Source organism: Bacteroides difficilis (assembly GCF_048319815.1).
Classification (GTDB): domain Bacteria; phylum Bacteroidota; class Bacteroidia; order Bacteroidales; family Bacteroidaceae; genus Bacteroides; species Bacteroides zhangwenhongii.
Window position 1 is genome coordinate 3890986 of the sequence record NZ_CP182814.1, and the last position, 21118, is coordinate 3912103.

Sequence of the window (21118 nt, forward strand, 5' to 3'; positions counted from 1 at the left end):
ATTATGGACAATCTGTACATTGAAGCGTATAAGTTCTATAAGAGTGAATACGCACATGGTTTAGTATTATTTCATATCCAATCTCACTTTGAGGCTTATGAAGATGATGCTATTCAACTGGGAACTGCGCTGAACCTCCCAGTACATTTAAAAGAAGGCGTGAAATTCTGTGGTTTTCCAGATTATGAACTTGGAAACACCTTGTTATCCCTTGTACAGATTGGTATCTCGGTTAAGACTATAGAATATCGAGATGAAAATGGAATGTTTTCAATACCAAAAGTGAAACAAATTTTGGACGATATTGAAGCTGATTATTGACATTTTCGATATACTAATAGTGATTTTTGTAAATATCTGTAATATAGTCAATTACATTAAGTTCTTTATTTAGTTATGTATATAGTCAAATGGTTGTATATCAGCCTATTAAATAAAAAATACTTCATAAATTGACATTGTAATTTAAAACAAAGTCGTACCTTTGCCTCACCATCTTAACAAAATAGTTGGTGAGGTTTTATATGTAAACAAAAATCATAGTAATATGGACAAGATAAAAACAAAATTGAAATTTATTAAATCAGACCGTACAGAGTCATGGGTAGGATTTGTTTCTATCAACACTAAAACCGGTTACATTAAGGGCGTTAGAGAAGACGCAAAGGGTCCTAAAAAAGTATGTATTGTAACACATGAGCTAGAGCCAATTATTGAGCCGAATGTGCTTTATGATGTACAAATGGTTCCTATGAAAAACGAAAAGGCTGGATACATCGTTGTAGCAGCGGAACCACATGCTTTTGATGCAAGAATTACTTCTACAGTTGTTAAGAACGCTGTGTATTTAGTGGAGGTAAAATTCGGAAATAAGACAATCAAATACGACCCGCTGGATGGTGTCAAAGATTCTGTCCGTACTATTGATGGGGTTGTAGATGAACTGTCAAAACGTAAAGACATCAAAAATCTATTGTTGGTAATTGATGATTTCTGTAAGTCAGCAAACATTGTATTAACCGCATTCCAGAACGATGGTCATTATGTCGCAGCAAAAAAAGTTCTCAAAAAGTAGAAAACCTAAGCTGCCGAGAAAAAGAAAAAAGGCTTGCATAAAAGCACAAGGACGCGCTTCGTATTATAGTACTGTTAATCTTGCTAAAGTAGATGGAGAGTGGCCTTGTAAATTTTGGGTTAATTCGACAATAGAGATGAAACCGGTAATGATAAATGGTACTGTGGCTCTTATTCCCACACCAGCTCAATATTGGTAGAATATTATGAAAATTCCAGTAGAAGGGATAGCGACAGATGCAGCTCATTCCACGAAAAACAAAATAACAGAGTTTCAGGGGATAGATTTACGGACCGGTAAGCGGATCTTTTATCAAAACCTGGGTAATAAAACGGTAAATATTGGTGAGTTCTTAGGAGTTGTTGAAGCGGCAAAATATATCATAGAAAATGATTATTCTCCCAGAATTATCTATACAGATAGTATAACAGCTATAGCTTGGTTTCAAAATAAAAAAACAGCATCCAAGAAGAAATGCAAAGAACTTCAGAAAGCCGAGATCTTTCTTAAAACTCTTGCATGGGATGTTGATACAATTGAAGTCCGACACTGGAACAACAAAGAATGGGGTGAGACCCCTGCTGATTTTGGAAACAAATAAAAATCCTCCAGCAAGAGAACTGGAGGATTGAGATATACAAATCATCATTTGTTGGAATTCTTTCTTCCTCTGAAAGCCCAGATAATGTCAGCGATAGATTTTAACGATGCGGCTACATCGAAATCCACTCTTATTCGTAGGCATTTTCTCATTGTAAGGGCAATCAGCATCAATGCGATTGGCATATTATTCGCAAAGGTAAGAAGAATCTTTCAAAGTAGGACAGTTTTTCAAGATTCTGTCAACTAACGGCTATTGAGATGTTTAGTCATAAATAGCCGTTACATAGCGGGATGGAGCAGTTGGTAGCTCGCTTGGCTCATAACCAAGAGGTCGCCGGTTCGAGTCCGGCTCTCCGCCACTAACTAATTAAATAAATTATAGTATGAAAGAGCAAATCATATCTGAAAGGGCAAGTATTCTTGCTAATTTGAGACAATTGGTTCAGTCCTTAGTGGAATTGAATACGAAGGCTAAAACACACGTATCTTCCAATAAGGCAGACATTAAGAAATTGAAAAAAGACAATAAAGAGTTGGAGAAGATGAAAACCAGAAACTCATTCTTTATCAGGATTTTTTCTTTATTTTTTAAGTCTTGATTAGACGATGCCGCAATGGTGGAATTGGTAGACACGATGGACTTAAAATCCATTTGTCCGAATGGACAAATGCAGGTTCGACTCCTGTTTGCGGCACAATGACATAAGTCAATAAGAGTTCTTTGAAATATACCAAACTTAATATGAGATGAAAAAGTATATAGAACAATTCTTTTTTATGATGGCAGTCTTATTTATTGGCAATAGAGTATTCAATCATGTTGACGCTTGGTTGGGAATTGCTATATGTTTTGGGGCTTGCTATCCAGTTATTAACATCATTAAATTAATTATCAAAAAACATGAAAACGAAGATTAAGTTTATGTTGGTTGCTCTTATGGCAACAGTGATTCTTTCATCTTGTGAGCGTGTCGCTCCTAATTATGCCGGTGTCCTTATGGAGAACTATGGTAAGGAAGGTAAAGAAGATTTTAAGATTGTGTCCGGAAAAGTTTCCACATGGGGATGGGGAACAGAATTATTCCAGGTGCCGCTGTTTGAACAGCGTGGGGGATTTCAGAAATCAGTTACCTTAAAAGCTGCTGACAATACAGAGTTTAATGCTACTCCGCTGTACTCATACAGGGTTATCAAAGACAAGGCAATTGACGTTGTTTTTGATAATAAGCATATCGGAAACGGAGATTGGTTTATGAGGTCTTTGGAAGACAATATTTTGGAACCACGTATTTACGACCTTATTAAAGAAGAAAGCCGGAAATATAAAACAGATACGCTTATGGCTGACGGTGGCTCTTTAGCTTTTGAGAAGAAACTGGAGGATATTGTTAGGACGGAATTTAAGGATAGAGGGTTGGACTTGAAGTCATTTTCGGCCCAATTAGAATTTAGTGATCGAGTCCGAGAAAAGATTGATAACAGAAACGAGGTTAACACCAACATATCTGTTATTGACCAGAAAATCGAAGAGCAAAAGAAACAGAACGAACTGGAGGAATTAAAAACGAAACAGGCTCTTATCACATCAAAAGGCTTAACAAAAGAAATATTGTACAAGCAGTTTATTGATAAATGGGATGGGAAAACGCCGTTGTACGGGGTTACTCCAGAGTTTCTCAAAATCACCAATTAGGGAAACATTAGATAATAGTTACTTCCTTAAATAATAAAGTTTAAGGAAGTAACCCCCAAAGGACCGGTAGCTCAGTTGGTTAGAGCAGCAAACTCATAATTTGAAGGTCAAGAGTTCAATTCTCTTCCGGTCCACATTTTTATAGTGTTTCTTTTAAATAGATGTTATTTTGCTCCAATTCGTTGTGAAATGCGTTGGAGTACTTTTATAGTAATTTAGAAGATTAGAATACGACACAGATACTGTCGATGTAGGTAGTTCCCAGAACACATGAATCTTCAAAAGGTCTTTGACATTCAAAAAAGAGGAGGGGCGCGATCCATACAGTTTCCAACTTTGGTGTTGCTGGGATGGCTGAATGGGTTGTTTGGAGACGTTATAGGAAAATGTCTTGCGTCCCTTTAATCCTCTCAACAGAAACTTTGTAAAATGCTTAGAAGCCTGTGAACCGATCGTATTTCACATCCCAAATGGCTAATAAGCTCAATTGTTGTTTTTACGTCCTATGGGGCGGCTTATCGTCTTTTGATTTCCTTTATGAGAGCCGTTAAGCTTCGTACAAGGAGGATAAGCAACAGCAAATTAATTTCCATTGCGGCTGCAAAGTTAAGACTTTTTAGCCAAAAGCCGGTGAAAATCCGGCAAACTTGCTCGGTTCGTCTATCGGAAAGGACATCTGCCTTTCGAGCAGAAAAGAATGGTTCGACTCCATTACCGAGTACAACAGGCCCGAAGTACAAGGGAGCGAACATGCAGGTTATGCTGAGACAAGTCAATATGCAAGTAAACTAAGTCCTGTCTGGAATCGTTGGTCCAGGAGTGTGATACCGAGCTGTTGGTAGAATCGGTGTGTTATAGATGTCTTTATGGGAGTGTTCGATTTCTCCACCATCGCCGAAAGGGGATGGGTCGGTTAGGGAGATAAAGACATCATTTGTTCTTATAGCTCAATGGTAGAGCAGATGACTGTTAATCATCAGGTCGGTGGTTCAAATCCACCTAAGAACGCATATTTAAAGGTAAAAAGATTGTTATTGGATTAGCTTATTTTTCTTTCCGCGAAGCTGTGAAGTTGTGAAACTTCCAGCTATCTGGTTCATTAGCCAAGTGGTAAGGCAATGGTCTGCAAAACCATGATCGCAGGTTCGATTCCTGCATGGACCTCATAAAAAATGGGGAGTTGCAATTACTCCCCAAAGATGACAACCATAGGGCTAATATGGTTGTGAAATCAAAATGACAGCGGCTATTCGCAAAGTTGAATCAAAAGAGATATGACAGCTATAACTGTCTGAAGGACAACACAGATTGCAGCTATATTGTCTCTTCGCTCTTGGCTAAAATGATTCGACTTACCCGTAAGTTTAGTCATATTGCTTGCAAAGGTAAGCATTTTGCTCAAAAAGTTGTCATTTGTAAAGGAAGTATGGGTGAATGAAAGTAACACACTATTAATGTATTGCATAAAGTGGCTAGAGCTTCGGTCCTCCCTGCTTCCTCAACAAATTCTCCTAATAAAGTTGTAAACAATCAACTTAAAGTGTCCGGAAATGGAAGTAGCAACTGATTATTTACATAAAAATAGTAATTATGAAAATTGGAGTAATATTGGCTCGGTTCCAGCCTATACATAATGGACACCTACAGCTGATAAAGAAGGCTTGTGACGAGAATGAGCAAGTTTTAGTTATTATTGGCTCAATAGACAAACTCTCAAAACGGAACCCGATACCTTGGACTATCCGAAAACAACTTGTTGAAAAGGCGATTAAAGACCATTCTCTTCACGAAAAAACGAAGATTGTTGAGCTTGCTGACCTTTCTGATGAGTCAGATAATAGCCATGACTGGGGTTTTTACCTATACTCATTTATTGTCAGCAAAATCAACCAATCAGATTTCACCATCTATTATTCTGATGGATTTGAAACCATCACATCTTGGTTCCCAGGATTTCTTTTAAGGAATAACGTGTCTCTATCTTTACTTGCCAGAAACACTTGTGAAGATGGTGTGTCAGCAACTATGGTGCGTGATATGATACTTGCTGATAACCTTCCAGAAAAGGACGTTGTTCCACAGTGCGTGTATGATATGCGCCAAACGATTAAGGCATTTCTAAATGTATTTAAGTAAAAATATAAATATGGAGATAGTAAGAAACGAGCAAGAAATTTGGGATTTGCTCAACCAATGTGCTAATGCCGAAGAAACTGGAAGTTCAAAATATCCAGGAATGAGTTATGAACAAGGAATAAAAGCTGCTATTGAATGGATTATTGGAGACATTAACGACCACCCAATTAACGAATAGTTGAATTGTTATTAAAAATAAGATATTATGGATAAACTTTATATTGAATTAAAAGGAACTGTTATTGCCCTATGTATATGGGCAATAGCTTGTACACTTACAGAATTTGTTAGTTGGCTTGGTCTTCCTAATTACTGCATAGCCTTAACATTTATATTTTCGTTCATAACATCACAAATAGTGTTTTTCCGCAAATATTATTAATAGAAATAAAAAATAATTATGAAAAAGTATATTGGAACAAGACAGCTTGAAGCCGAACCTATGACATTGGGTGGCTTCGTTCAAAAAACAGGCAGAAACCCCTATGGTAAGGACATTGAGAACCATGAAGAAACAGAGCAAGGTTATTATGTTAAATGTGAAGATGGTTACGAAAGTTGGTTGCCTGCCGAACCGTTTGAGAAATATTACAAGTGTACAGATACCTTTCTTGACCGTTTGCACATTGAGATGAAAGACTTGTATGATAAGTTGGATAAACTTGTTGCTTTTATTGATTCTGGAAAGATGGATGAAGTGGTAACAGACAACTACCAAAAATTCTTGTTACGCTTACAGCAAGTAGTGATGGGTAATTACGTGAAAACACTTGAATGTCGTATTGGATGTCTTGACGGTGCTCCTAATGCTCCGTTTAATCAGATGTCTTTCGGAGTTGCAATCGAAGCGTTGAAATTTGGTCTTGCTATTCGTAGAAAAGGTTGGAATGGAAAGGGATTGTGGGTTATCAAGCAAGTCCCGGCACACATTGAAAGCGATATTGTTCCAAAGATGCAGTCACTTCCTCAATCGGCAAAAGACCTTATTCTAAAAGGCAAGGGGTTCATTGACTATACAAGCCAGTGCCTTATTTACAACGAGAATACCGGACATGCTGACAGTTGGGTTCCGTCAATCAGCGATATGTTTGCTGAAGACTGGGAAATCGTTCAGTAATCTTATCCTTTTATGTATATTCATAAAACAGAAATATATATCGTAAAAACCATAGTACATAGAACAAACAGTTATTATGGTAATTCGCAGTACGTCTTTAAACAAGATGAATATATCTTCAACAATAAGTTGCTGATTATTTAATGTCAAAATATAAACCAGATGGAAAAGGAAATAATAAAGCAATGGGAAGCTAATAAGTTCAAATTAGAGAATTGGTTTAAAAATACCAAACAGTCGGAATATGCAAATTACATTGACATAGTGGAAGCATTATTTACTTATGTCATAGAGGGGTATAATACATCTGAAATTCACATTATTGATGATGGAAATTATCAAGGAACTCAACTTTTCTTGATCCATAAAAATATTTGTCAACCTTCAATGGAAGATTATCTTATTACTGATACATTTTATGGTTCATGCTCAGGATGTGACACGCTAATGGCTATTAGTGGGTATTCGGATGAACTACCCAATGAAGAACAGGTTAAAGATTATATGACATTAGCGTTACATCTCGTTCAGAAATTAAAACGGTTAAAAGATTAGTAATGAAAAAATTTATATCATCAATTTCTACAGATAAAAAGCAATCTGAACGATTGATAGCTTTAGGGGTAAAACCCGAAACTGCTGATATGGTATATCATTATACCAAAAGTAAAGTGCCTGCATTGAAATGGGAATTAAAACCAGCTCCACCAACATTGAGAGGCAAATTTTGGACACCTAATAGAATTGCAAAGTTAGCATTGCCTTTTCATAAGCATCCGGATGGAACACCTATGACTGGAGAAGAAGTGTTTGATGAAATATGGGGTAGAGATATTCCAGCATGGAGCTTATCGAGATTGTTGGAAATGCTGCCTAATGAAGTTCCAGATCCTAAACCTGGATTTGAGGCACATCATCCAGAACTGATAAAACATGCTTCGGGTTATAATCTGTCAATTCGGAGATATACAGCAGATTGTTTGGTTGGAACACATATTGAAGATAGTCCAATAGAGTGTTGCGTATCTATGATAGGATGGCTGATTAAGAATAATCATTTTAATAAAGAATATCTGAAATAAGAGACATGAAAAAAGATGATGATAGGCATTGTAGCGAGTGTGTTCACTATGAGGTATGTACTAACTATCAGATGTATTGCAAAGCTCTAAAAAGGCGAATAACAGCAAGAAAAACACCTCGTTACTGTAAGTATTATAAATCATTTATAAAAATCAACAATGGAAAAGGGCAATGATATAAAACAATCTCTTTATGACATACAACCTGGAGATAAGGTGTATTTTAGGAGTAATTATTTCTCCACAATTTATGTTGTGGAGCGAGTAACTCCAACTTTAATTATATGTAATAATATTAAGTTCCGTAAAAATGATGGTAGAAAAACACCTTCTGAAAGATACCACTATTGCTATATTGAAGTGCTTACTCCAGAGTTATTGTATAAACATAGGCAGGAAGTTATGCGAAAACATTTAATACAACAAGTTAAGAACATTCAAATTGATAAATTGACTAACGATCAATTACAGCAAATCGTTCAAATAACTCAAATATCTAACTCTAATGAGGATATTTCAAAAACTGAAAAAATGGTGCCGTAATATGCTAGAGATTTCGCGCAATACATATTCTGAAATTCATAGTCCATATAAAAATCGAGCTGAAAGGAGAGCTATGAATAAAAAGAAATAAAATCCAATAAAGATATAGATTTATTCTCATAATGAATTATCTTTGTATTATAAACAAGTGAGTCTATCCTACATTTATTAACCTATGGTTGGTAATGTAGATGAATTGAAATATTGGGATGTGATACTAAAATGATACCAAATGTGTAATTGTCTGGCTATCAACATCAATTTTACCCCCTGAGGGTGTACAAAAGGAAGAAGTGACTTCGTGTTGCTTCTTTTTTTATTTCTAAATTTGGTAAAAGGTGGGGTGGATATAAAAAATGCCGTTGTCTGATTGTTGGATTCAGGCAACGGCATTTATAGCTTTGGTGTACTACTTAGAACTTGAAGAAGTTCTTAGCATTGTTATAGCTGATGTCTTCAATCATTTGATTTACACGTTCCATTTCGGATGCTGGGATTTCTCCGTTCTCTACGTCACGTCCTACCAAATTACACAATGTACGGCGGAAATATTCGTGACGCGGGTAGGATAGGAATGAACGGGAGTCAGTCAACATACCTACAAAGCGGCTCAAAAGACCGAGTACCGACAAGGCGTTCATTTGTTTTTCCATACCATCTTTCTGATCCAAGAACCACCATCCGGAACCAAACTGGATTTTTCCTGCAACAGATCCATCCTGGAAGTTGCCCAGCATAGTTGCAATCACCTCGTTTGCGCATGGATTCAGGTTGTAGAGGATTGTCTTCGTCAATTTACCGTTTGTGTTCAAGCGGTCGAGGAATTTAGCCATTGCTTTCGCTGTTGTAAATTCACCGATAGAGTCGAAACCTGTATCGGGACCTAACAATTTAAACATCTTGGTATTGTTGTTGCGGATTGCGCCGTAATGGAACTGTTGAGTCCATCCCTTCTCCCAATCCATTTCTCCGAAGATTACGAGCATTGCCGATTTGAACTTCAGAATTTCTTCCTTCGTCAGTTCAGTACCGCCGTATACCTTATTAAATATAGCTTTGATTTCCGCATCGGTATAATCTTCTGCGTAGAATTCTTCGATACCGTGATCGGACAGGCGACATCCTTGTGCTGCGAAGAAATCGTGACGTTTGCGCAAAGCGGCAATCATATCGTCAAAGCTGGAAATGTTGGTGTCGCTTACCTCTGCCAATTTTTCTACATAAGCGCGGAAATCTGCCGGAACTTCTACTGCCATAGCTTTGTCCGGACGCCAAGTCGGCAACATCTTGATTTCAAATCCGCTTTCTCGTGTCTTGATGTGATATTCCAACGAGTCTATCGGATCATCGGTAGTACATACGGTTTCTACGTGGTAGCGACGCATCATTCCGCGAGCGGAATATCCAGGTTGAGCTAATTTCTCGTTACATTCATCGTAGATCTCACGTGCGGTTTTCGGATTCAATATCTTATCGATGCCGAAAGCTGTTTTCAGTTCCAGATGAGTCCAATGGTATAACGGATTGCGGAAAGTATAGGGTACGGTTTCTGCCCATTTCTCAAATTTTTCCCAGTCTGTGGTGTCCTTCCCTGTGCAGAAACGTTCGTCTACACCGTTTGTACGCATAGCGCGCCATTTGTAGTGATCGCCTCCCAACCAGATTTCAGTCAGTGATTTAAACTTGTAGTCATCGGCTACCATTTGTGGAATTAAATGACAGTGATAGTCGATAATCGGCATTTTAGCCGCATGCTCGTGATACAACTTCTGTGCAGTTTCTGTTTGCAGTAAGAAGTTCTCGTCCATGAAATTCTTCATTATTACTGTGTTTTAAGTATATAAAATTATTACTTTCTGTATTTATACCTATATAGTATTGATTTTAAAGCTACTAGGTGTAAATCTCGTTTTAGTTTTATTAACCGTTATCGAACACAAAAATAGAAATTTTACTTGGAGTAACAAAATAATTCGTATATTTGCAGCGATTATTTATAATATTTAAGTTTTAGCACTATGGAGGACCAGAACTATACGATTAAAGACATAGCCCGTATGGCAGGCGTTTCTGCCGGAACGGTGGACAGGGTATTGCACAATCGCGGTGACGTATCTCCTAAGAGCAAAGCTAAGGTTCAGAAGGTGCTGGATGAAATTCATTACCAGCCCAATGTTTTTGCTATCGGACTGGCTGCTAAAAAGAAATATTCTTTCGTTTGCCTAATTCCTTATTATATAGAGCACGATTATTGGCATTCCGTAGTGGGCGGCATTGAGCGTGCCCGGCAAGAGTTGCGTCCTTTCAATGTGAGCGTGGATTATCTGTGTTACCATCACGGAGATGAAGCCAGCTATCAGGAAGCCTGTCGTTCTATCAAGGAAAGCAATGTGGATGCGGTGTTGATTGCTCCCAATTTCCGGGAAGAAACCTTATCATTGACGGCCTATCTGCGAGAGAATGGGATAGCGTATGCTTTCGTCGATTTCAATATGGAAGAAATGAATGCATTAACCTATATCGGACAAGATTCGTATAAGAGCGGATACATTGCGGCTAAGATATTGATGCGTAATTATTCGGTGGGAGAAGGGCAGGAACTGGTACTGTTTTTAAGTAATAACAAGAATAACCCTGCTGAAATACAGATGCAGCGCCGTCTGGAAGGTTTTATGCAGTATATCACTGAGGAATACGATAATCTGGTGATTCATGAAGTAGTATTGAATAAGTCCAATCAGGAAAATAACTGTCGGACACTGGACCGGTTCTTTGAGACGCACCCGAAAGCTGTACTCGGAGTTGTGTTCAATTCCAGAGTATATCAGTTGGGAGAATATCTCCGTCATGCAGGGCGTAGCATGAAAGGATTGATAGGATATGACCTCCTGAAAGCAAATGTAGAGTTGCTGAAATCGGGGGATGTACATTATTTGATCGGACAGCGGCCGGGATTGCAAGGTTATTGCGGTGTGAAAGCTTTGTGTGATCATGTCGTGTTCAAGAAAAATATCGATCCTGTGAAATATATGCCTATTGATATCCTGATTAAAGAAAACATCGATTTTTATTTTGAATTAGTATAATATCAACTTTATAAATTACAACTAACATGAAAGTATTAAACAAAGAAACTGCTCCTAAGGCACAACGTCCGGAGCGTATTATTCAATTTGGTGAAGGTAACTTTTTACGTGCTTTTGTAGATTGGATTATCTATAACATGAACCAGAAAACAGATTTCAACAGTAGTGTTGTAGTAGTTCAGCCCATTGACAAAGGTATGGTCGATATGCTGAATACACAGGACGATCTTTATCATGTCAATCTTCAAGGATTGGATAAAGGAGAAGTGGTTAACAGCTTGACAATGATTGATGTAATCAGCCGTGCATTGAATCCTTATACACAAAATGACGAATTTATGAAACTGGCGGAACAACCGGAAATGCGTTTCGTTATTTCAAATACTACAGAAGCCGGTATTGCCTTTGATCCGACTTGCAAACTAGAGGATGCTCCCGCTTCTTCTTATCCGGGTAAACTGACTCAGTTGTTATATCATCGTTTTAAGACATTCAATGGCGACAAGACAAAAGGCCTGATCATCTTCCCTTGCGAACTTATTTTCTTGAATGGTCACAAACTGAAAGAAACGATCTATCAATACATTGAGTTGTGGAATTTGGGCGAAGAATTTAAGACTTGGTTTGAAGAAGCCTGTGGTGTATATGCTACGTTGGTAGACCGTATAGTTCCGGGATTCCCCCGCAAGGATATTGCAGCTATCAAAGAAAAACTGCAATATGACGATAACTTGGTGGTCCAGGCTGAAATCTTCCATTTGTGGGTTATTGAGGCTCCGCAGGAGATTGCCAAAGAATTCCCGGCTGACAAGGCAGGCTTGAACGTATTGTTTGTACCGTCGGAAGCTCCATACCATGAACGTAAGGTTACTTTGCTGAATGGGCCGCATACCGTTCTTTCTCCGGTTGCTTATTTGTCCGGTGTGAATATTGTTCGTGACGCTTGCCAGCATGAAGTAATAGGAAAATATATCCATAAGGTGATGTTTGACGAGTTGATGGAAACTCTGAACCTGCCGAAAGATGAATTGGAGAAATTTGCGAATGATGTATTGGAGCGTTTCAATAATCCGTTTGTAGACCATGCGGTAACAAGCATTATGCTGAATTCTTTCCCGAAATATGAGACTCGTGATCTGCCGGGATTGAAAACTTATCTGGAACGTAAAGGTGAGCTTCCGAAAGGACTTGTACTTGGTTTGGCAGCTATCATTACTTATTATAAGGGTGGTGTACGTGCGGATGGCGCTGAGATTGTGCCGAACGACGCTCCTGAAATCATGAATCTGCTGAAAGAACTATGGGCTACCAGTTGCACAAAGAAAGTAACCGAAGGTGTTCTGGGCGCAGAATTTATCTGGGGTGAAGATTTGAATAAAATTCCGGGATTGACGGAAGCTGTAAAAGCTGATTTGGATTCTATTCAAGAAAAGGGAATGCTTGAAACTGTGAAGGGTATTCTTTGATTTAGATATCGGAGATAGGCCGAATAGTTGAATTTAACTGAGTTTGGTTTTTCATTCAAGAGGGTGTCTTGATAGTCTTATGGCTATTGGGATACCCTCTTAAAGTTAATGTATATTAATGTTGTTTTGCTTATTGTTGGCTATTATTACTTTCTAGTGTCTAAATATACGGGTTGTATCTCATTTTTTTCCAAAGAAAGACGTTCTTAAAATCTTCAAATCCTTAATAGCTGTCATTATTTTGTCGCCTGTTTGATATTTTTATTTATTGTATTGGTGTGAATTATTGTAATTACGTGATTATTGATTGTTATAATGTTGTGTTTTATTATTTTCTTGCAGCTTTGTTGTAAGCTCATTTCTCTTGTAAAATATCAAGATTTTGCTATTAAAATACTACCATTTTTCTATTTGGAAATCTCAATATAGACTCATATCTTTGCATCGAAGTCAATAGAGTGACTTATATAATTGTTGAATATTTAAAATGTTAAAATCATGGCATTTAAATATAAAAAAAAGAAGATTACCTTGTACTTCGATAAACAAAACAAGGTGGAAAAGTACGTTGCAGCTAACGTACTAGTAGGAAGCATCAACTACAAGAAGTTGTGTGATGAAGTAAATCAGCGAACAGGTGTTCATCGTTCTATGGTGGATGTGGTGCTGAAGGGAGTTCAGGATGTGATGATAGCCTATTTGGAGGAAGGTTTTTCGGTGAAGCTGGACGAGTTTGGCGCGTTCCGTCCGGCAATCAATGCCGAAGGGAAAGACAAGGAAGAAGACGTGAGTGCCCACACCATTATCCGGAAAAAGATTGTATTTACTCCGGGTAGTAGATTCAAAGCTATGCTGGGTTCGGCAAGTGTGGAACTGTTTGGAGATGGCACGTCGACTACTAGTGGTAGTGATAGCGAAAATCCGGACGAGGGTGGAAATTCGGGAGAAGCTCCGGATCCGGCTGATTAATCTTTGCTAAATCACTTATTAATGGGGGAAGTTCGTAAGAGTTTCCCCCATTTTTTTCTGCATTTTAGGCTGAATAGTGCAAATTCACCGTTGCCCAATGCTGAATTTATGGTTGCCCAACGACAAAATCACCGTTGCCCAACGGTGAAATTTCCTATTGGTCGTGGAATTTTAGTAAGAATAATGCGCAAATTATCATTTGTGAGAAATAATTTTTATCTTTGTGACGTTGTAGCAACGCAAGTCGCTCAACGTCGTTTTTATTGATGAAAGTGTTTAGCTTTTATCCTTATACAGGAAATCTGGTAAATTTCGAATTGATTTAAGGATGGCAATAACACTCATCACTTGTATCGTTATGTGTAATTTTCATTACATATACTTTATGAGTGTGGGGTATTGTTTATTTAAATCAAGGCTTACCAGAGCCTCCTGTATAGATAGACTAATAACTCCACACTTTCTTTTTATAGTTTATGTTGCTGCTGTTGGAGTTATAGCTGTAAAATTAATTTTGCTTATTATGATAAATCCATTCTTATTAATATATACTTTTCGCTTATCTTAAAGAACCTTTTAAGAAGAAATAATACTCTCATTAGAGCGTCATATTGAAGAAAAAACGTATCTTTGCAATTGTTAAGACATAATTTGTGTTTTAGCAGACATAAGAAAGCGTTTTTGCTTTGTCCCGAAACTGAAATTCGCCAAATTTTATTCTAGTGGGCAGAGGCAATATGACGCTCATTCTGTTTTGTATATGTTCTTATAGCCATTGCTGTATCCATATATCAAAATGGCGTGAGAGTATTGTTTCTTCTCGTTCATACTAGAATAGGCGTTTGGCGATGCCTCAGTTTCGATGAACTGGCAGACAAGTCTCACGCCTTTCTTGCATAGTATCGTTTAATAAAAAAATAAACGGCTGAATTTGGAGACTTATAAGCGTATAGGAGGACAAAATTATGAAAAGGTCAGTCTTATTTTTTTTATTTTCATTTTTCTTATTATGTGGCTACTCTCAGAACAAAAGTACTGAAAAGATTTTAGCAAAAGCAAGAGAGGGAAATGCTAAAGCGCAGTATCGAATCGGATGGTATTATGGTAATGGCGCAAAAGGTTTTGTACGTGATGAATTAAAAGCGATTGAATGGTTAGAAAAATCAGCAGAGAATAATTATCGGCCAGCACAGTATTATTTAGGGTGGTTTTATTTTTATGGTCATGGAGTTAAAAAGGATGTAAATAAGGCAATTTATTGGTACGAAAAGGCTGCTAATCAGGGATGTAAGGAGTCAAAGAAAATGCTGAAAGTCTGCCAATTGTATCCTTATAAATGAAATTCTTTAATAAAGGCATACATAGCTTCATTAGTATTCACTAAAAAATTGCAATAGCTCTTTGAAGTATAGTTAATTACAGAGACTTCCCGAGAAAATAGAGTTGAATTTGTAGCTTTGCATCATATTAAATATGATAGCAGATGCATCAAGACAAATATGTTTTCTCACAGTTATATTTTTGGCCGTAGTTACAACAGTTTTAAGAATTTTCTCAAAATAGACACTTATGAGAATTTTCCAATCTTGAGTATATTGCTAACAGATAAAACCATATTTAGAGAACTCTTTAATAAAACTAGTTTCAATAATGACAAAGAATGATGCGGTTTTAGTGAATCAAGTTTTTTTTAATTTTTAATCGTCCGCATTTTAGAGGACGGCAATGATATAGTTTATGAAAAATGAATTAACTTCCTTAAGTCAGGAAGTCATTTTGAATGCACTTGATTGGGCTTATGACAAAGCCGTTAATGGGGTTCGTGGCTTAGACTCGGCTCAAGACATGGCGGATGACTATCTGAAAGGAGAGGGGGCACTGATAGATAAAGTGAATTCTCTTATCAGATGGCAAAATACTAAAGCCGGCACAAGCGGATTCATAACAGGATTAGGAGGGCTTTTAACTTTACCATTAACTCTTCCTGCTAATATAACTAGTGTTCTTTATGTTCAGATTCGTATGGTTGCTGCCATAGCAATTATGGGAGGGTATGATGTAAAAGACGATCGTGTACGGTCAATTGTATATTCATGTATAGCGGCAAGTTCAGCTGCTGAAGTCGCAAAAAATTTTGGAATTAAGCTTGGTAATAAGTTAGCTATGCAAGGAATCAAAAAAATATCAGGGGAGACTTTGAAAAAGATTAATCAAGCCGTTGGATTTAGATTGCTTACTAAGTTTGGACAAAAAGGTTTTGTTAATCTTGGTAAAACAATTCCTTTTGTAGGTGGTATTGTAGGCGCGACTTTTGATGTTGTTGCTACTAATACAGTTGGAAATGTTGCAAGAAATACATTTATAATAGAAAATCTATAATTACTAGTCATGCAAGAAATAAAATTTATTGTGATCATAATGCTCTCATGCATTATGTCTATATGTGGATTTGCTCAAAATAGCAACGAACAAGATTTGCTCAAAGAAGCGAACTTGGGAAATTCTGAAGCACAATATAAAATGGGAAAGTGTTTAGATGATAAAAAAGAATACACGCAAGCTTTTGAATGGTATTCTAAAGCAGCCGCACAAGGATTTGCTAAGGCTGAATACAATGTTGGTACTTGTTATTATTCTGGAACAGGTGTAGAAAAGAATATAACTAAAGCATTTGAATGGTGGTCTAAAGCAGCTGCACAAGGATTTGCTCAGGCTGAATACAATGTTGGTGTTTGTTATGAGAATGGAATGGGTGTAGAAAAGAATACAGCTAAAGCTTTTGAATGGTATTCCAAAGCTGCTGTGCAAAGATTTGCTCTAGCTGAATACAATGTTGGTGTTTGTTATGAGAATGGAACAGGTGTAGAAAAGAATACAGTTGAAGCTTTTGAATGGTATTCTAAAGCTGCTGCGCAAGGATTTGCTCCAGCTGAATATGCTATAGGCTATTGTTATGAAAATGAAATGGGTATAGAAAAGAATACAGCTAAAGCTTTTGAATGGTATTCCAAAGCAGCTGCACAAGGATCTGCTAATGCTGAATACAAAGTAGGTAATTGTTATTATTCTGGAACAGGTGTAGAAAAGAATGCATCTAAAGCATTTGAATGGTATTCTAAAGCTGCAGAACAAGGATATGCTGCCGCTGAATATGCTGTAAGTTATTGTTATGGAAATGGAATAGGGGTAGAGAAAAATAATATTAAAAGCGGTACATGGATGTCTAGAGCTGCAAATAATGGTTCTCTCGCTGCCCAAATATATTGGATGAAGCACTATCAAGAGAGGGATGGAGATGCGAGCTTGAAGATGAAATATATATTACTAGCTTCTCGACAAGGTTCAGAAGAAGCAAAAGAGCTATTTAGACAAGTTGCGGGAATGCCGTACGCTCAATTAGATAGTACTTATAGAAGTAAAATCAAAACATATGTGGGAGAATACACTTTACCTACTTTACGGGCGTCTTATGATATTAATTTGAGTAATTGTCACTGTCGCTATCAATATTACGAGGTTGGAGATGTACGGATATATCATGGAATATTTGAAGTCCAATCTAATGAGTCAGTTCGTACAAAAGAAGGGAAGACAATTCCCTTATTCACAATCAAAGGGCATTTTAAAGATGGCTATAGGGATGGTATTTGGGTTGTAGAGCTTCATCATGGTGGTAGTGGACACTGGTTAAAAGTTCCATATCGAGATGGAAATATAGATGGTCTTTGGAAAGAAAATTGTGGAGGGGAGATCAACGCTGAATATGAAAATAACATTTTAAGTAAATTTTCATGGAAATATAAAGATGGAAGATATACTGAGGCTTATCTGGATGATGAAGGTTATATGCATGGAGAATATATTTTTCATGGTAAAAAATATATTTATAAGGGAAATTTTATTCATGGAATATCAGAAGACTATTCTGAATTGAATATACAAACCGGTGATATAGAAAGAAAAATTATAAGTGCAACAAGAACAGATGAATATATGGAATTATGCCTATTTGATTCGATTCTTGGGGCGTTTATGCATCATACTTTTCAGAGGGGGCTTGCGATGATTTCATGGGATGGTAAAAGAGCTTCTCCTACATATAAAGGGAAATTAAAATACAGAATTAATAAAAAATAAAGTGAGCCTAAATTACGGCTATAATTGGATATTACTTTTGTCTTTATTGCCAATAGCTTGGCAAGGTTTTGTTGCTCTATTGGCAACGCCTTGCCACTATATAGGCAATACCTTGTCATAGGCATGGCGATATATCGGCAAAGTTATTACATGATTGACTGTGAATTAAAACAAATCAGTACAATTGCGTCGTTACATCGGTAGGGATATCAAACTAATTCCTTGTTCGGGTGTATCAGATATATTTTCCAGTGGTTAATTCTTTCTTGAGAAATAAGTAAACATACTTGGGACTTTGAGTATATAGCTCTATTTCAGGATCATCTAATTTCTGGAAAAATTCTGAATGATAAATGGTTCTTAAGGCTGTTTGCATATCCCAATTATAATCATTCATCAAATAAATGGTCATTGACTGACGATACTTTGCACTAAATATTCTTTAGTATTCATATTTTTCTGAGTAATTTAATGCTTTTTCATCAAATTCGTATTTAAGAACGTATGGAGAAGTATTTGGGCTAAATTTAGCTTTACGAAGAGCCATATCTTTTGCCTGTTGCTCTAAATCGGTTAAATAAAACCCTCTTCCAAAGTCTTTATATGGCATACATTGTTCTAAATCTATAGACTGAAGTCTATGTTAGTCCCATGATATAAAATCATTTCAGCTCTCCTCCATTGTTTTTGCAGATAACAACCAAATCATGAATAGCATCTTCTATTGATAATAAATGTTCGGCTTCGTAGCATTCGTCTAAAAAAGTCAAGCCGCCATATCGATCTAGATAGTTGAAAGCTTCTAGCAAAGACATTTTGTACTGCTTTGCAAAAGTTGCAATGCAGTAGTTTGTATATTTTATTTTATTGTCATTGACCTGTCCCATAAGTTTTTATCAACTTTATAACAAAGAAACAAATTAATGAGCAAAGTTGCAAATGTATTAATCGTTTTTTATTAGAGAGCCTTATAATAAAGACTTCTAGTAACTATTCCGCCGTATGCAGTATAAATGTGGTGGCTCCGATAGTCACAATAGCTCCATCTTCGATGCGGATACGGTCTTTATCACCCAAGATCTCATTCATGAGAAATGTACCTGTCAGGCTGGGAGCGTCCCGCAAAGTATAGATTAGTTTTCCTTGCTTATTGCGCTTGACATTGATAATGCAGTGGCGGCGGTCCATGCTCATGTCTCCGCTTTCGATGGGAGTATTGATGACTGTCCCCACACAACGCCGTCCTATCACATTGTCACCCTCTTGTAGTGGAAGTACTTGTTTGAATCCGAATATATTCTCAATTACTGTGATATATCCGAATTCTTCTTTATGGGATTCTGCCTCTTCTTCCAAATTCTCTTCTTTCCGGAGAGCTTTGACTTTACTTTTTCCAAGCCGGATACTGAATTGCTTGCCGCAATGCTCGCATACAAATACAAGTGACTGACCTTCACTATACTTGGTTTCATCAAAATAAAGGTAATTCTCACATTTGGGACAAAGAACTCGTTTCATGCTTTTTAAAAAGGATTTTATTTTGCCAGTAACCAGGCATTTTTGTAAGTTTCGTTTTTTCTAAGCTCCAACAACTGTTTCGTCGCTTCTTCACGGTTGCTGAATGAGCGGATACTGACACGTACTTTACCATCGGTATTCAGCGCTTTTGCTTCCGCAAATCCTTTGGCATTTAACCGGTTTGCCATAGCTTCCGCATCTTTAAGGCTGATACCTCCCGCTACTATAATATGGTAAGGGTGATTCGTATTAGCTTGTGGCTTTACCGATGGCACAGGAACTGTTTGCGGTTTCGCCACTTTAACTTCTTTCACAGCAATGGGCTTTGATGTTTTAGCTTTCTTGGCTCTCTGTGGTCTCGCATCGCTCTTTACCGGAACAGGAGTCATTGCAACCGACTGTTCTTCTATTTGTTCAAAAAGCTCGTTAGGTAACAACTGTGCGTAATTGTTCTTCTGAACGTAGGTATTCTCTACCGGAGTGGAAAAAGCGAAGAACAACACAATGGCGGCAATCATGGCTGCTGCATTGCGGAGGAATGTACGGTTGATACTGATTTCATAAGTTTTCTTTTCTTTCTCCGGATTGAGTGGTATTAACACTTTTTCCTTTTGTGGCAAGGCGGCAAGCTCGTGCATCTCAAAAGAATCCAATCCGTATAAAGAAGGAGTGGTTAGCTTATAATCGTACGGAATGAACTCGTAATTGCCATAAATATTATAATGGATTTCACCGATATTCTCCAGATGGGCTTTGCCTTCTTCATGAAGAAGGGAGATGAATTCGTTCACCTCTTTTTCTACTATGCGGCTGGCGTCAGCGAAACTAGTGTCGTAAACGGCCATATATGATTGCACCAACACTCCGTCGTTCAGTTTCAGTTGCGGATTGAATCCTATCGTACGGGTAGGAGGTAAGAAAAGATTTTCTTCTTTTACATGAGTTGCAGGTGCGTAATGTGCAACGAATCCACCAAACCCCGGAACGATGACGCAGTCGTTTTCCAGCAATAAAACCTCTATATGTTGTGCTAATTCAATCATGTGTGCAAAATTAAGAGATAAATTGAATATATCCCAGAAAACTACGAAAAAATCACTACTTTTGCATCGTTTTATTTATAACCATCGACAATGAACTATATACAGACAGAAATAGACGGAGTATGGCTGATAGAGCCTAAAGTTTTCTCCGACGAACGTGGCTACTTTATGGAAGCTTTTAAGAAAGAGGAGTTTGAGGCTAATATCGGTCCTGTTGATTTTGTACAGGATAATGAATCCAAGTCTTCCTTTGGGGTATTACGCGGATTGCATTATCAGAAAGGTGAACATAGCCAGGCTAAACTGGTTCGTGTTATCAAAGGAGAAGTGTTGGATGTTGCTGTGGATTTGCGCAAATCATCGCCTACGTTCGGAAAGCATGTATGTGTTTTGTTGAGCGAAGAGAATAAGAGACAGTTTTTCATTCCACGTGGTTTTGCGCATGGATTTGCCGTATTGAGCGACGAAGCCATTTTCACATACAAGGTAGATAATAAGTATGCTCCGCAAAGTGAGGCTTCCATTATATATAATGATGCGACATTGGGTATAGATTGGCCGCTTGCCGAGTCGCAGATGTTGCTATCTCCTAAAGACAAGGAGGGAACGGCTTTCAAAGATGCGGTGTATTTTGAATAACTTCTGGATAG

The 21118-nt window shown here is 37.4% G+C and carries 23 protein-coding genes and 6 tRNA genes; 24 read left to right on the forward strand and 5 right to left on the reverse strand.

Annotated features, from left to right (window positions below; translation table 11 throughout):
* Positions 1–3 precede the first annotated feature (3 nt).
* The 17 genes from ACNOGP_RS15260 to ACNOGP_RS15340 all read left to right on the forward strand — a co-directional run bounded on the left by ACNOGP_RS15260 (position 4) and on the right by ACNOGP_RS15340 (position 8249).
* Positions 4–321: a DNA mismatch repair protein MutS gene (locus tag ACNOGP_RS15260; protein ID WP_121765096.1), complete on the forward strand. Its 318-nt coding sequence runs from the start codon at positions 4–6 to the stop codon at positions 319–321.
* A gap of 226 nt (positions 322–547) precedes the next feature.
* On the forward strand, positions 548–1075 hold the full coding sequence (locus tag ACNOGP_RS15265) for a hypothetical protein (RefSeq protein ID WP_121765097.1): 528 nt from the start codon (positions 548–550) through the stop codon (positions 1073–1075).
* 202 nt (positions 1076–1277) lie between these two features.
* On the forward strand, positions 1278–1676 hold the full coding sequence (locus ACNOGP_RS15270; protein ID WP_121765099.1) for a ribonuclease H: 399 nt from the start codon (positions 1278–1280) through the stop codon (positions 1674–1676).
* A gap of 287 nt (positions 1677–1963) precedes the next feature.
* A tRNA-Met gene (locus ACNOGP_RS15275) sits at positions 1964–2037 on the forward strand.
* A 249-nt stretch (positions 2038–2286) separates the two neighbouring features.
* Positions 2287–2373 (forward strand) — tRNA-Leu (locus ACNOGP_RS15280).
* Between the two features lie 52 nt (positions 2374–2425).
* Positions 2426–2596, forward strand: coding sequence for a hypothetical protein (locus ACNOGP_RS15285; RefSeq protein ID WP_183128228.1), 171 nt, complete (start codon positions 2426–2428; stop codon positions 2594–2596).
* Positions 2580–3371 (forward strand): hypothetical protein, encoded by a 792-nt coding sequence (locus ACNOGP_RS15290; protein WP_121765101.1) that lies wholly within the window; start codon positions 2580–2582, stop codon positions 3369–3371. Before ACNOGP_RS15285 ends, ACNOGP_RS15290 begins: the two co-directional genes overlap by 17 nt.
* A 60-nt stretch (positions 3372–3431) precedes the next feature.
* Positions 3432–3505 (forward strand) — tRNA-Ile (locus ACNOGP_RS15295).
* A gap of 515 nt (positions 3506–4020) precedes the next feature.
* A tRNA-Glu gene (locus ACNOGP_RS15300) sits at positions 4021–4092 on the forward strand.
* Positions 4093–4307: 215 nt separating this feature from the next.
* Positions 4308–4379, forward strand: a tRNA-Asn gene (locus tag ACNOGP_RS15305).
* A gap of 85 nt (positions 4380–4464) precedes the next feature.
* Positions 4465–4535, forward strand: a tRNA-Cys gene (locus ACNOGP_RS15310).
* A gap of 426 nt (positions 4536–4961) precedes the next feature.
* Positions 4962–5507 carry an adenylyltransferase/cytidyltransferase family protein gene (locus ACNOGP_RS15315; protein WP_121765102.1) on the forward strand — a complete coding sequence of 182 codons (546 nt, stop codon included), beginning with the start codon at positions 4962–4964 and terminating at the stop codon, positions 5505–5507.
* 10 nt (positions 5508–5517) lie between these two features.
* Positions 5518–5685: a hypothetical protein gene (locus ACNOGP_RS15320; protein WP_183128229.1), complete on the forward strand. Its 168-nt coding sequence runs from the start codon at positions 5518–5520 to the stop codon at positions 5683–5685.
* Positions 5686–5907: 222 nt separating this feature from the next.
* Positions 5908–6624, forward strand: coding sequence for a DUF2829 domain-containing protein (locus ACNOGP_RS15325; RefSeq protein ID WP_121765103.1), 717 nt, complete (start codon positions 5908–5910; stop codon positions 6622–6624).
* 162 nt (positions 6625–6786) lie between these two features.
* The gene (locus ACNOGP_RS15330) at positions 6787–7179 is read left to right on the forward strand and encodes a hypothetical protein (protein ID WP_121765104.1); all 393 of its coding nucleotides are present in this window, start codon (positions 6787–6789) and stop codon (positions 7177–7179) included.
* Between the two features lie 2 nt (positions 7180–7181).
* Positions 7182–7706 carry a hypothetical protein gene (locus tag ACNOGP_RS15335; protein ID WP_121765105.1) on the forward strand — a complete coding sequence of 175 codons (525 nt, stop codon included), beginning with the start codon at positions 7182–7184 and terminating at the stop codon, positions 7704–7706.
* 159 nt (positions 7707–7865) lie between these two features.
* A complete protein-coding gene (locus ACNOGP_RS15340) occupies positions 7866–8249 on the forward strand; it encodes a hypothetical protein (protein ID WP_121765106.1) in 384 nt (127 codons plus the stop codon).
* A 413-nt stretch (positions 8250–8662) separates the two neighbouring features.
* Here ACNOGP_RS15340 and uxaC read toward each other — a convergent pair whose 3' ends face one another.
* Complete coding sequence (uxaC, locus tag ACNOGP_RS15345; RefSeq protein WP_287669525.1) at positions 8663–10069, reverse strand: glucuronate isomerase; 1407 nt, start codon at positions 10067–10069, stop codon at positions 8663–8665.
* A gap of 198 nt (positions 10070–10267) precedes the next feature.
* On the opposite strand from uxaC, the gene ACNOGP_RS15350 reads away from it, so the two are divergent.
* From ACNOGP_RS15350 to ACNOGP_RS15375, 6 genes are all read left to right on the forward strand, one after another.
* On the forward strand, positions 10268–11335 hold the full coding sequence (locus ACNOGP_RS15350) for a substrate-binding domain-containing protein (protein WP_007760572.1): 1068 nt from the start codon (positions 10268–10270) through the stop codon (positions 11333–11335).
* A gap of 26 nt (positions 11336–11361) precedes the next feature.
* Entirely contained in the window at positions 11362–12801 is a 1440-nt protein-coding gene (locus tag ACNOGP_RS15355) for a tagaturonate reductase (protein ID WP_418213130.1), read from the forward strand.
* Positions 12802–13299: 498 nt separating this feature from the next.
* Positions 13300–13770, forward strand: a complete 471-nt coding sequence (locus tag ACNOGP_RS15360; RefSeq protein ID WP_186967666.1) for an HU family DNA-binding protein — start codon at positions 13300–13302, stop codon at positions 13768–13770.
* A 965-nt stretch (positions 13771–14735) separates the two neighbouring features.
* Entirely contained in the window at positions 14736–15110 is a 375-nt protein-coding gene (locus ACNOGP_RS15365) for a tetratricopeptide repeat protein (RefSeq protein WP_007760561.1), read from the forward strand.
* Between the two features lie 397 nt (positions 15111–15507).
* Positions 15508–16149 carry an EcsC family protein gene (locus ACNOGP_RS15370; protein WP_418213131.1) on the forward strand — a complete coding sequence of 214 codons (642 nt, stop codon included), beginning with the start codon at positions 15508–15510 and terminating at the stop codon, positions 16147–16149.
* Positions 16150–16158: 9 nt separating this feature from the next.
* A complete protein-coding gene (locus tag ACNOGP_RS15375; RefSeq protein WP_418213132.1) occupies positions 16159–17907 on the forward strand; it encodes an SEL1-like repeat protein in 1749 nt (582 codons plus the stop codon).
* 442 nt (positions 17908–18349) lie between these two features.
* Here ACNOGP_RS15375 and ACNOGP_RS15380 read toward each other — a convergent pair whose 3' ends face one another.
* The 4 genes from ACNOGP_RS15380 to ACNOGP_RS15395 all read right to left on the reverse strand — a co-directional run bounded on the left by ACNOGP_RS15380 (position 18350) and on the right by ACNOGP_RS15395 (position 20468).
* On the reverse strand, positions 18350–18517 hold the full coding sequence (locus ACNOGP_RS15380; protein ID WP_418213133.1) for a DUF3990 domain-containing protein: 168 nt from the start codon (positions 18515–18517) through the stop codon (positions 18350–18352).
* A gap of 52 nt (positions 18518–18569) precedes the next feature.
* Positions 18570–18794 carry a DUF3791 domain-containing protein gene (locus ACNOGP_RS15385; protein WP_007760545.1) on the reverse strand — a complete coding sequence of 75 codons (225 nt, stop codon included), beginning with the start codon at positions 18792–18794 and terminating at the stop codon, positions 18570–18572.
* Between the two features lie 103 nt (positions 18795–18897).
* Positions 18898–19425, reverse strand: coding sequence for an FHA domain-containing protein (locus ACNOGP_RS15390; RefSeq protein WP_186967664.1), 528 nt, complete (start codon positions 19423–19425; stop codon positions 18898–18900).
* Between the two features lie 17 nt (positions 19426–19442).
* Positions 19443–20468 carry an SPOR domain-containing protein gene (locus tag ACNOGP_RS15395; protein WP_418213134.1) on the reverse strand — a complete coding sequence of 342 codons (1026 nt, stop codon included), beginning with the start codon at positions 20466–20468 and terminating at the stop codon, positions 19443–19445.
* Positions 20469–20558: 90 nt separating this feature from the next.
* Between ACNOGP_RS15395 and rfbC the strand changes: the two genes are divergently transcribed.
* Positions 20559–21107 (forward strand): dTDP-4-dehydrorhamnose 3,5-epimerase, encoded by a 549-nt coding sequence (gene rfbC, locus ACNOGP_RS15400; protein WP_007760533.1) that lies wholly within the window; start codon positions 20559–20561, stop codon positions 21105–21107.
* Positions 21108–21118 lie beyond the last annotated feature (11 nt).

Coding starts and splice junctions, on each gene's coding strand:
- ACNOGP_RS15260 (WP_121765096.1), top strand. CDS start 4: ATGGACAATCTGTACATTGAAGCGTATAAGTTCTATAAGAGTGAATAC.
- ACNOGP_RS15265 (WP_121765097.1), top strand. CDS start 548: ATGGACAAGATAAAAACAAAATTGAAATTTATTAAATCAGACCGTACA.
- ACNOGP_RS15285 (WP_183128228.1), top strand. CDS start 2,426: ATGAAAAAGTATATAGAACAATTCTTTTTTATGATGGCAGTCTTATTT.
- ACNOGP_RS15290 (WP_121765101.1), top strand. CDS start 2,580: ATGAAAACGAAGATTAAGTTTATGTTGGTTGCTCTTATGGCAACAGTG.
- ACNOGP_RS15315 (WP_121765102.1), top strand. CDS start 4,962: ATGAAAATTGGAGTAATATTGGCTCGGTTCCAGCCTATACATAATGGA.
- ACNOGP_RS15320 (WP_183128229.1), top strand. CDS start 5,518: ATGGAGATAGTAAGAAACGAGCAAGAAATTTGGGATTTGCTCAACCAA.
- ACNOGP_RS15325 (WP_121765103.1), top strand. CDS start 5,908: ATGAAAAAGTATATTGGAACAAGACAGCTTGAAGCCGAACCTATGACA.
- ACNOGP_RS15330 (WP_121765104.1), top strand. CDS start 6,787: ATGGAAAAGGAAATAATAAAGCAATGGGAAGCTAATAAGTTCAAATTA.
- ACNOGP_RS15335 (WP_121765105.1), top strand. CDS start 7,182: ATGAAAAAATTTATATCATCAATTTCTACAGATAAAAAGCAATCTGAA.
- ACNOGP_RS15340 (WP_121765106.1), top strand. CDS start 7,866: ATGGAAAAGGGCAATGATATAAAACAATCTCTTTATGACATACAACCT.
- uxaC (WP_287669525.1), bottom strand. CDS start 10,069: ATGAAGAATTTCATGGACGAGAACTTCTTACTGCAAACAGAAACTGCA.
- ACNOGP_RS15350 (WP_007760572.1), top strand. CDS start 10,268: ATGGAGGACCAGAACTATACGATTAAAGACATAGCCCGTATGGCAGGC.
- ACNOGP_RS15355 (WP_418213130.1), top strand. CDS start 11,362: ATGAAAGTATTAAACAAAGAAACTGCTCCTAAGGCACAACGTCCGGAG.
- ACNOGP_RS15360 (WP_186967666.1), top strand. CDS start 13,300: ATGGCATTTAAATATAAAAAAAAGAAGATTACCTTGTACTTCGATAAA.
- ACNOGP_RS15365 (WP_007760561.1), top strand. CDS start 14,736: ATGAAAAGGTCAGTCTTATTTTTTTTATTTTCATTTTTCTTATTATGT.
- ACNOGP_RS15370 (WP_418213131.1), top strand. CDS start 15,508: ATGAAAAATGAATTAACTTCCTTAAGTCAGGAAGTCATTTTGAATGCA.
- ACNOGP_RS15375 (WP_418213132.1), top strand. CDS start 16,159: ATGCAAGAAATAAAATTTATTGTGATCATAATGCTCTCATGCATTATG.
- ACNOGP_RS15380 (WP_418213133.1), bottom strand. CDS start 18,517: ATGCCATATAAAGACTTTGGAAGAGGGTTTTATTTAACCGATTTAGAG.
- ACNOGP_RS15385 (WP_007760545.1), bottom strand. CDS start 18,794: ATGGGACAGGTCAATGACAATAAAATAAAATATACAAACTACTGCATT.
- ACNOGP_RS15390 (WP_186967664.1), bottom strand. CDS start 19,425: ATGAAACGAGTTCTTTGTCCCAAATGTGAGAATTACCTTTATTTTGAT.
- ACNOGP_RS15395 (WP_418213134.1), bottom strand. CDS start 20,468: ATGATTGAATTAGCACAACATATAGAGGTTTTATTGCTGGAAAACGAC.
- rfbC (WP_007760533.1), top strand. CDS start 20,559: ATGAACTATATACAGACAGAAATAGACGGAGTATGGCTGATAGAGCCT.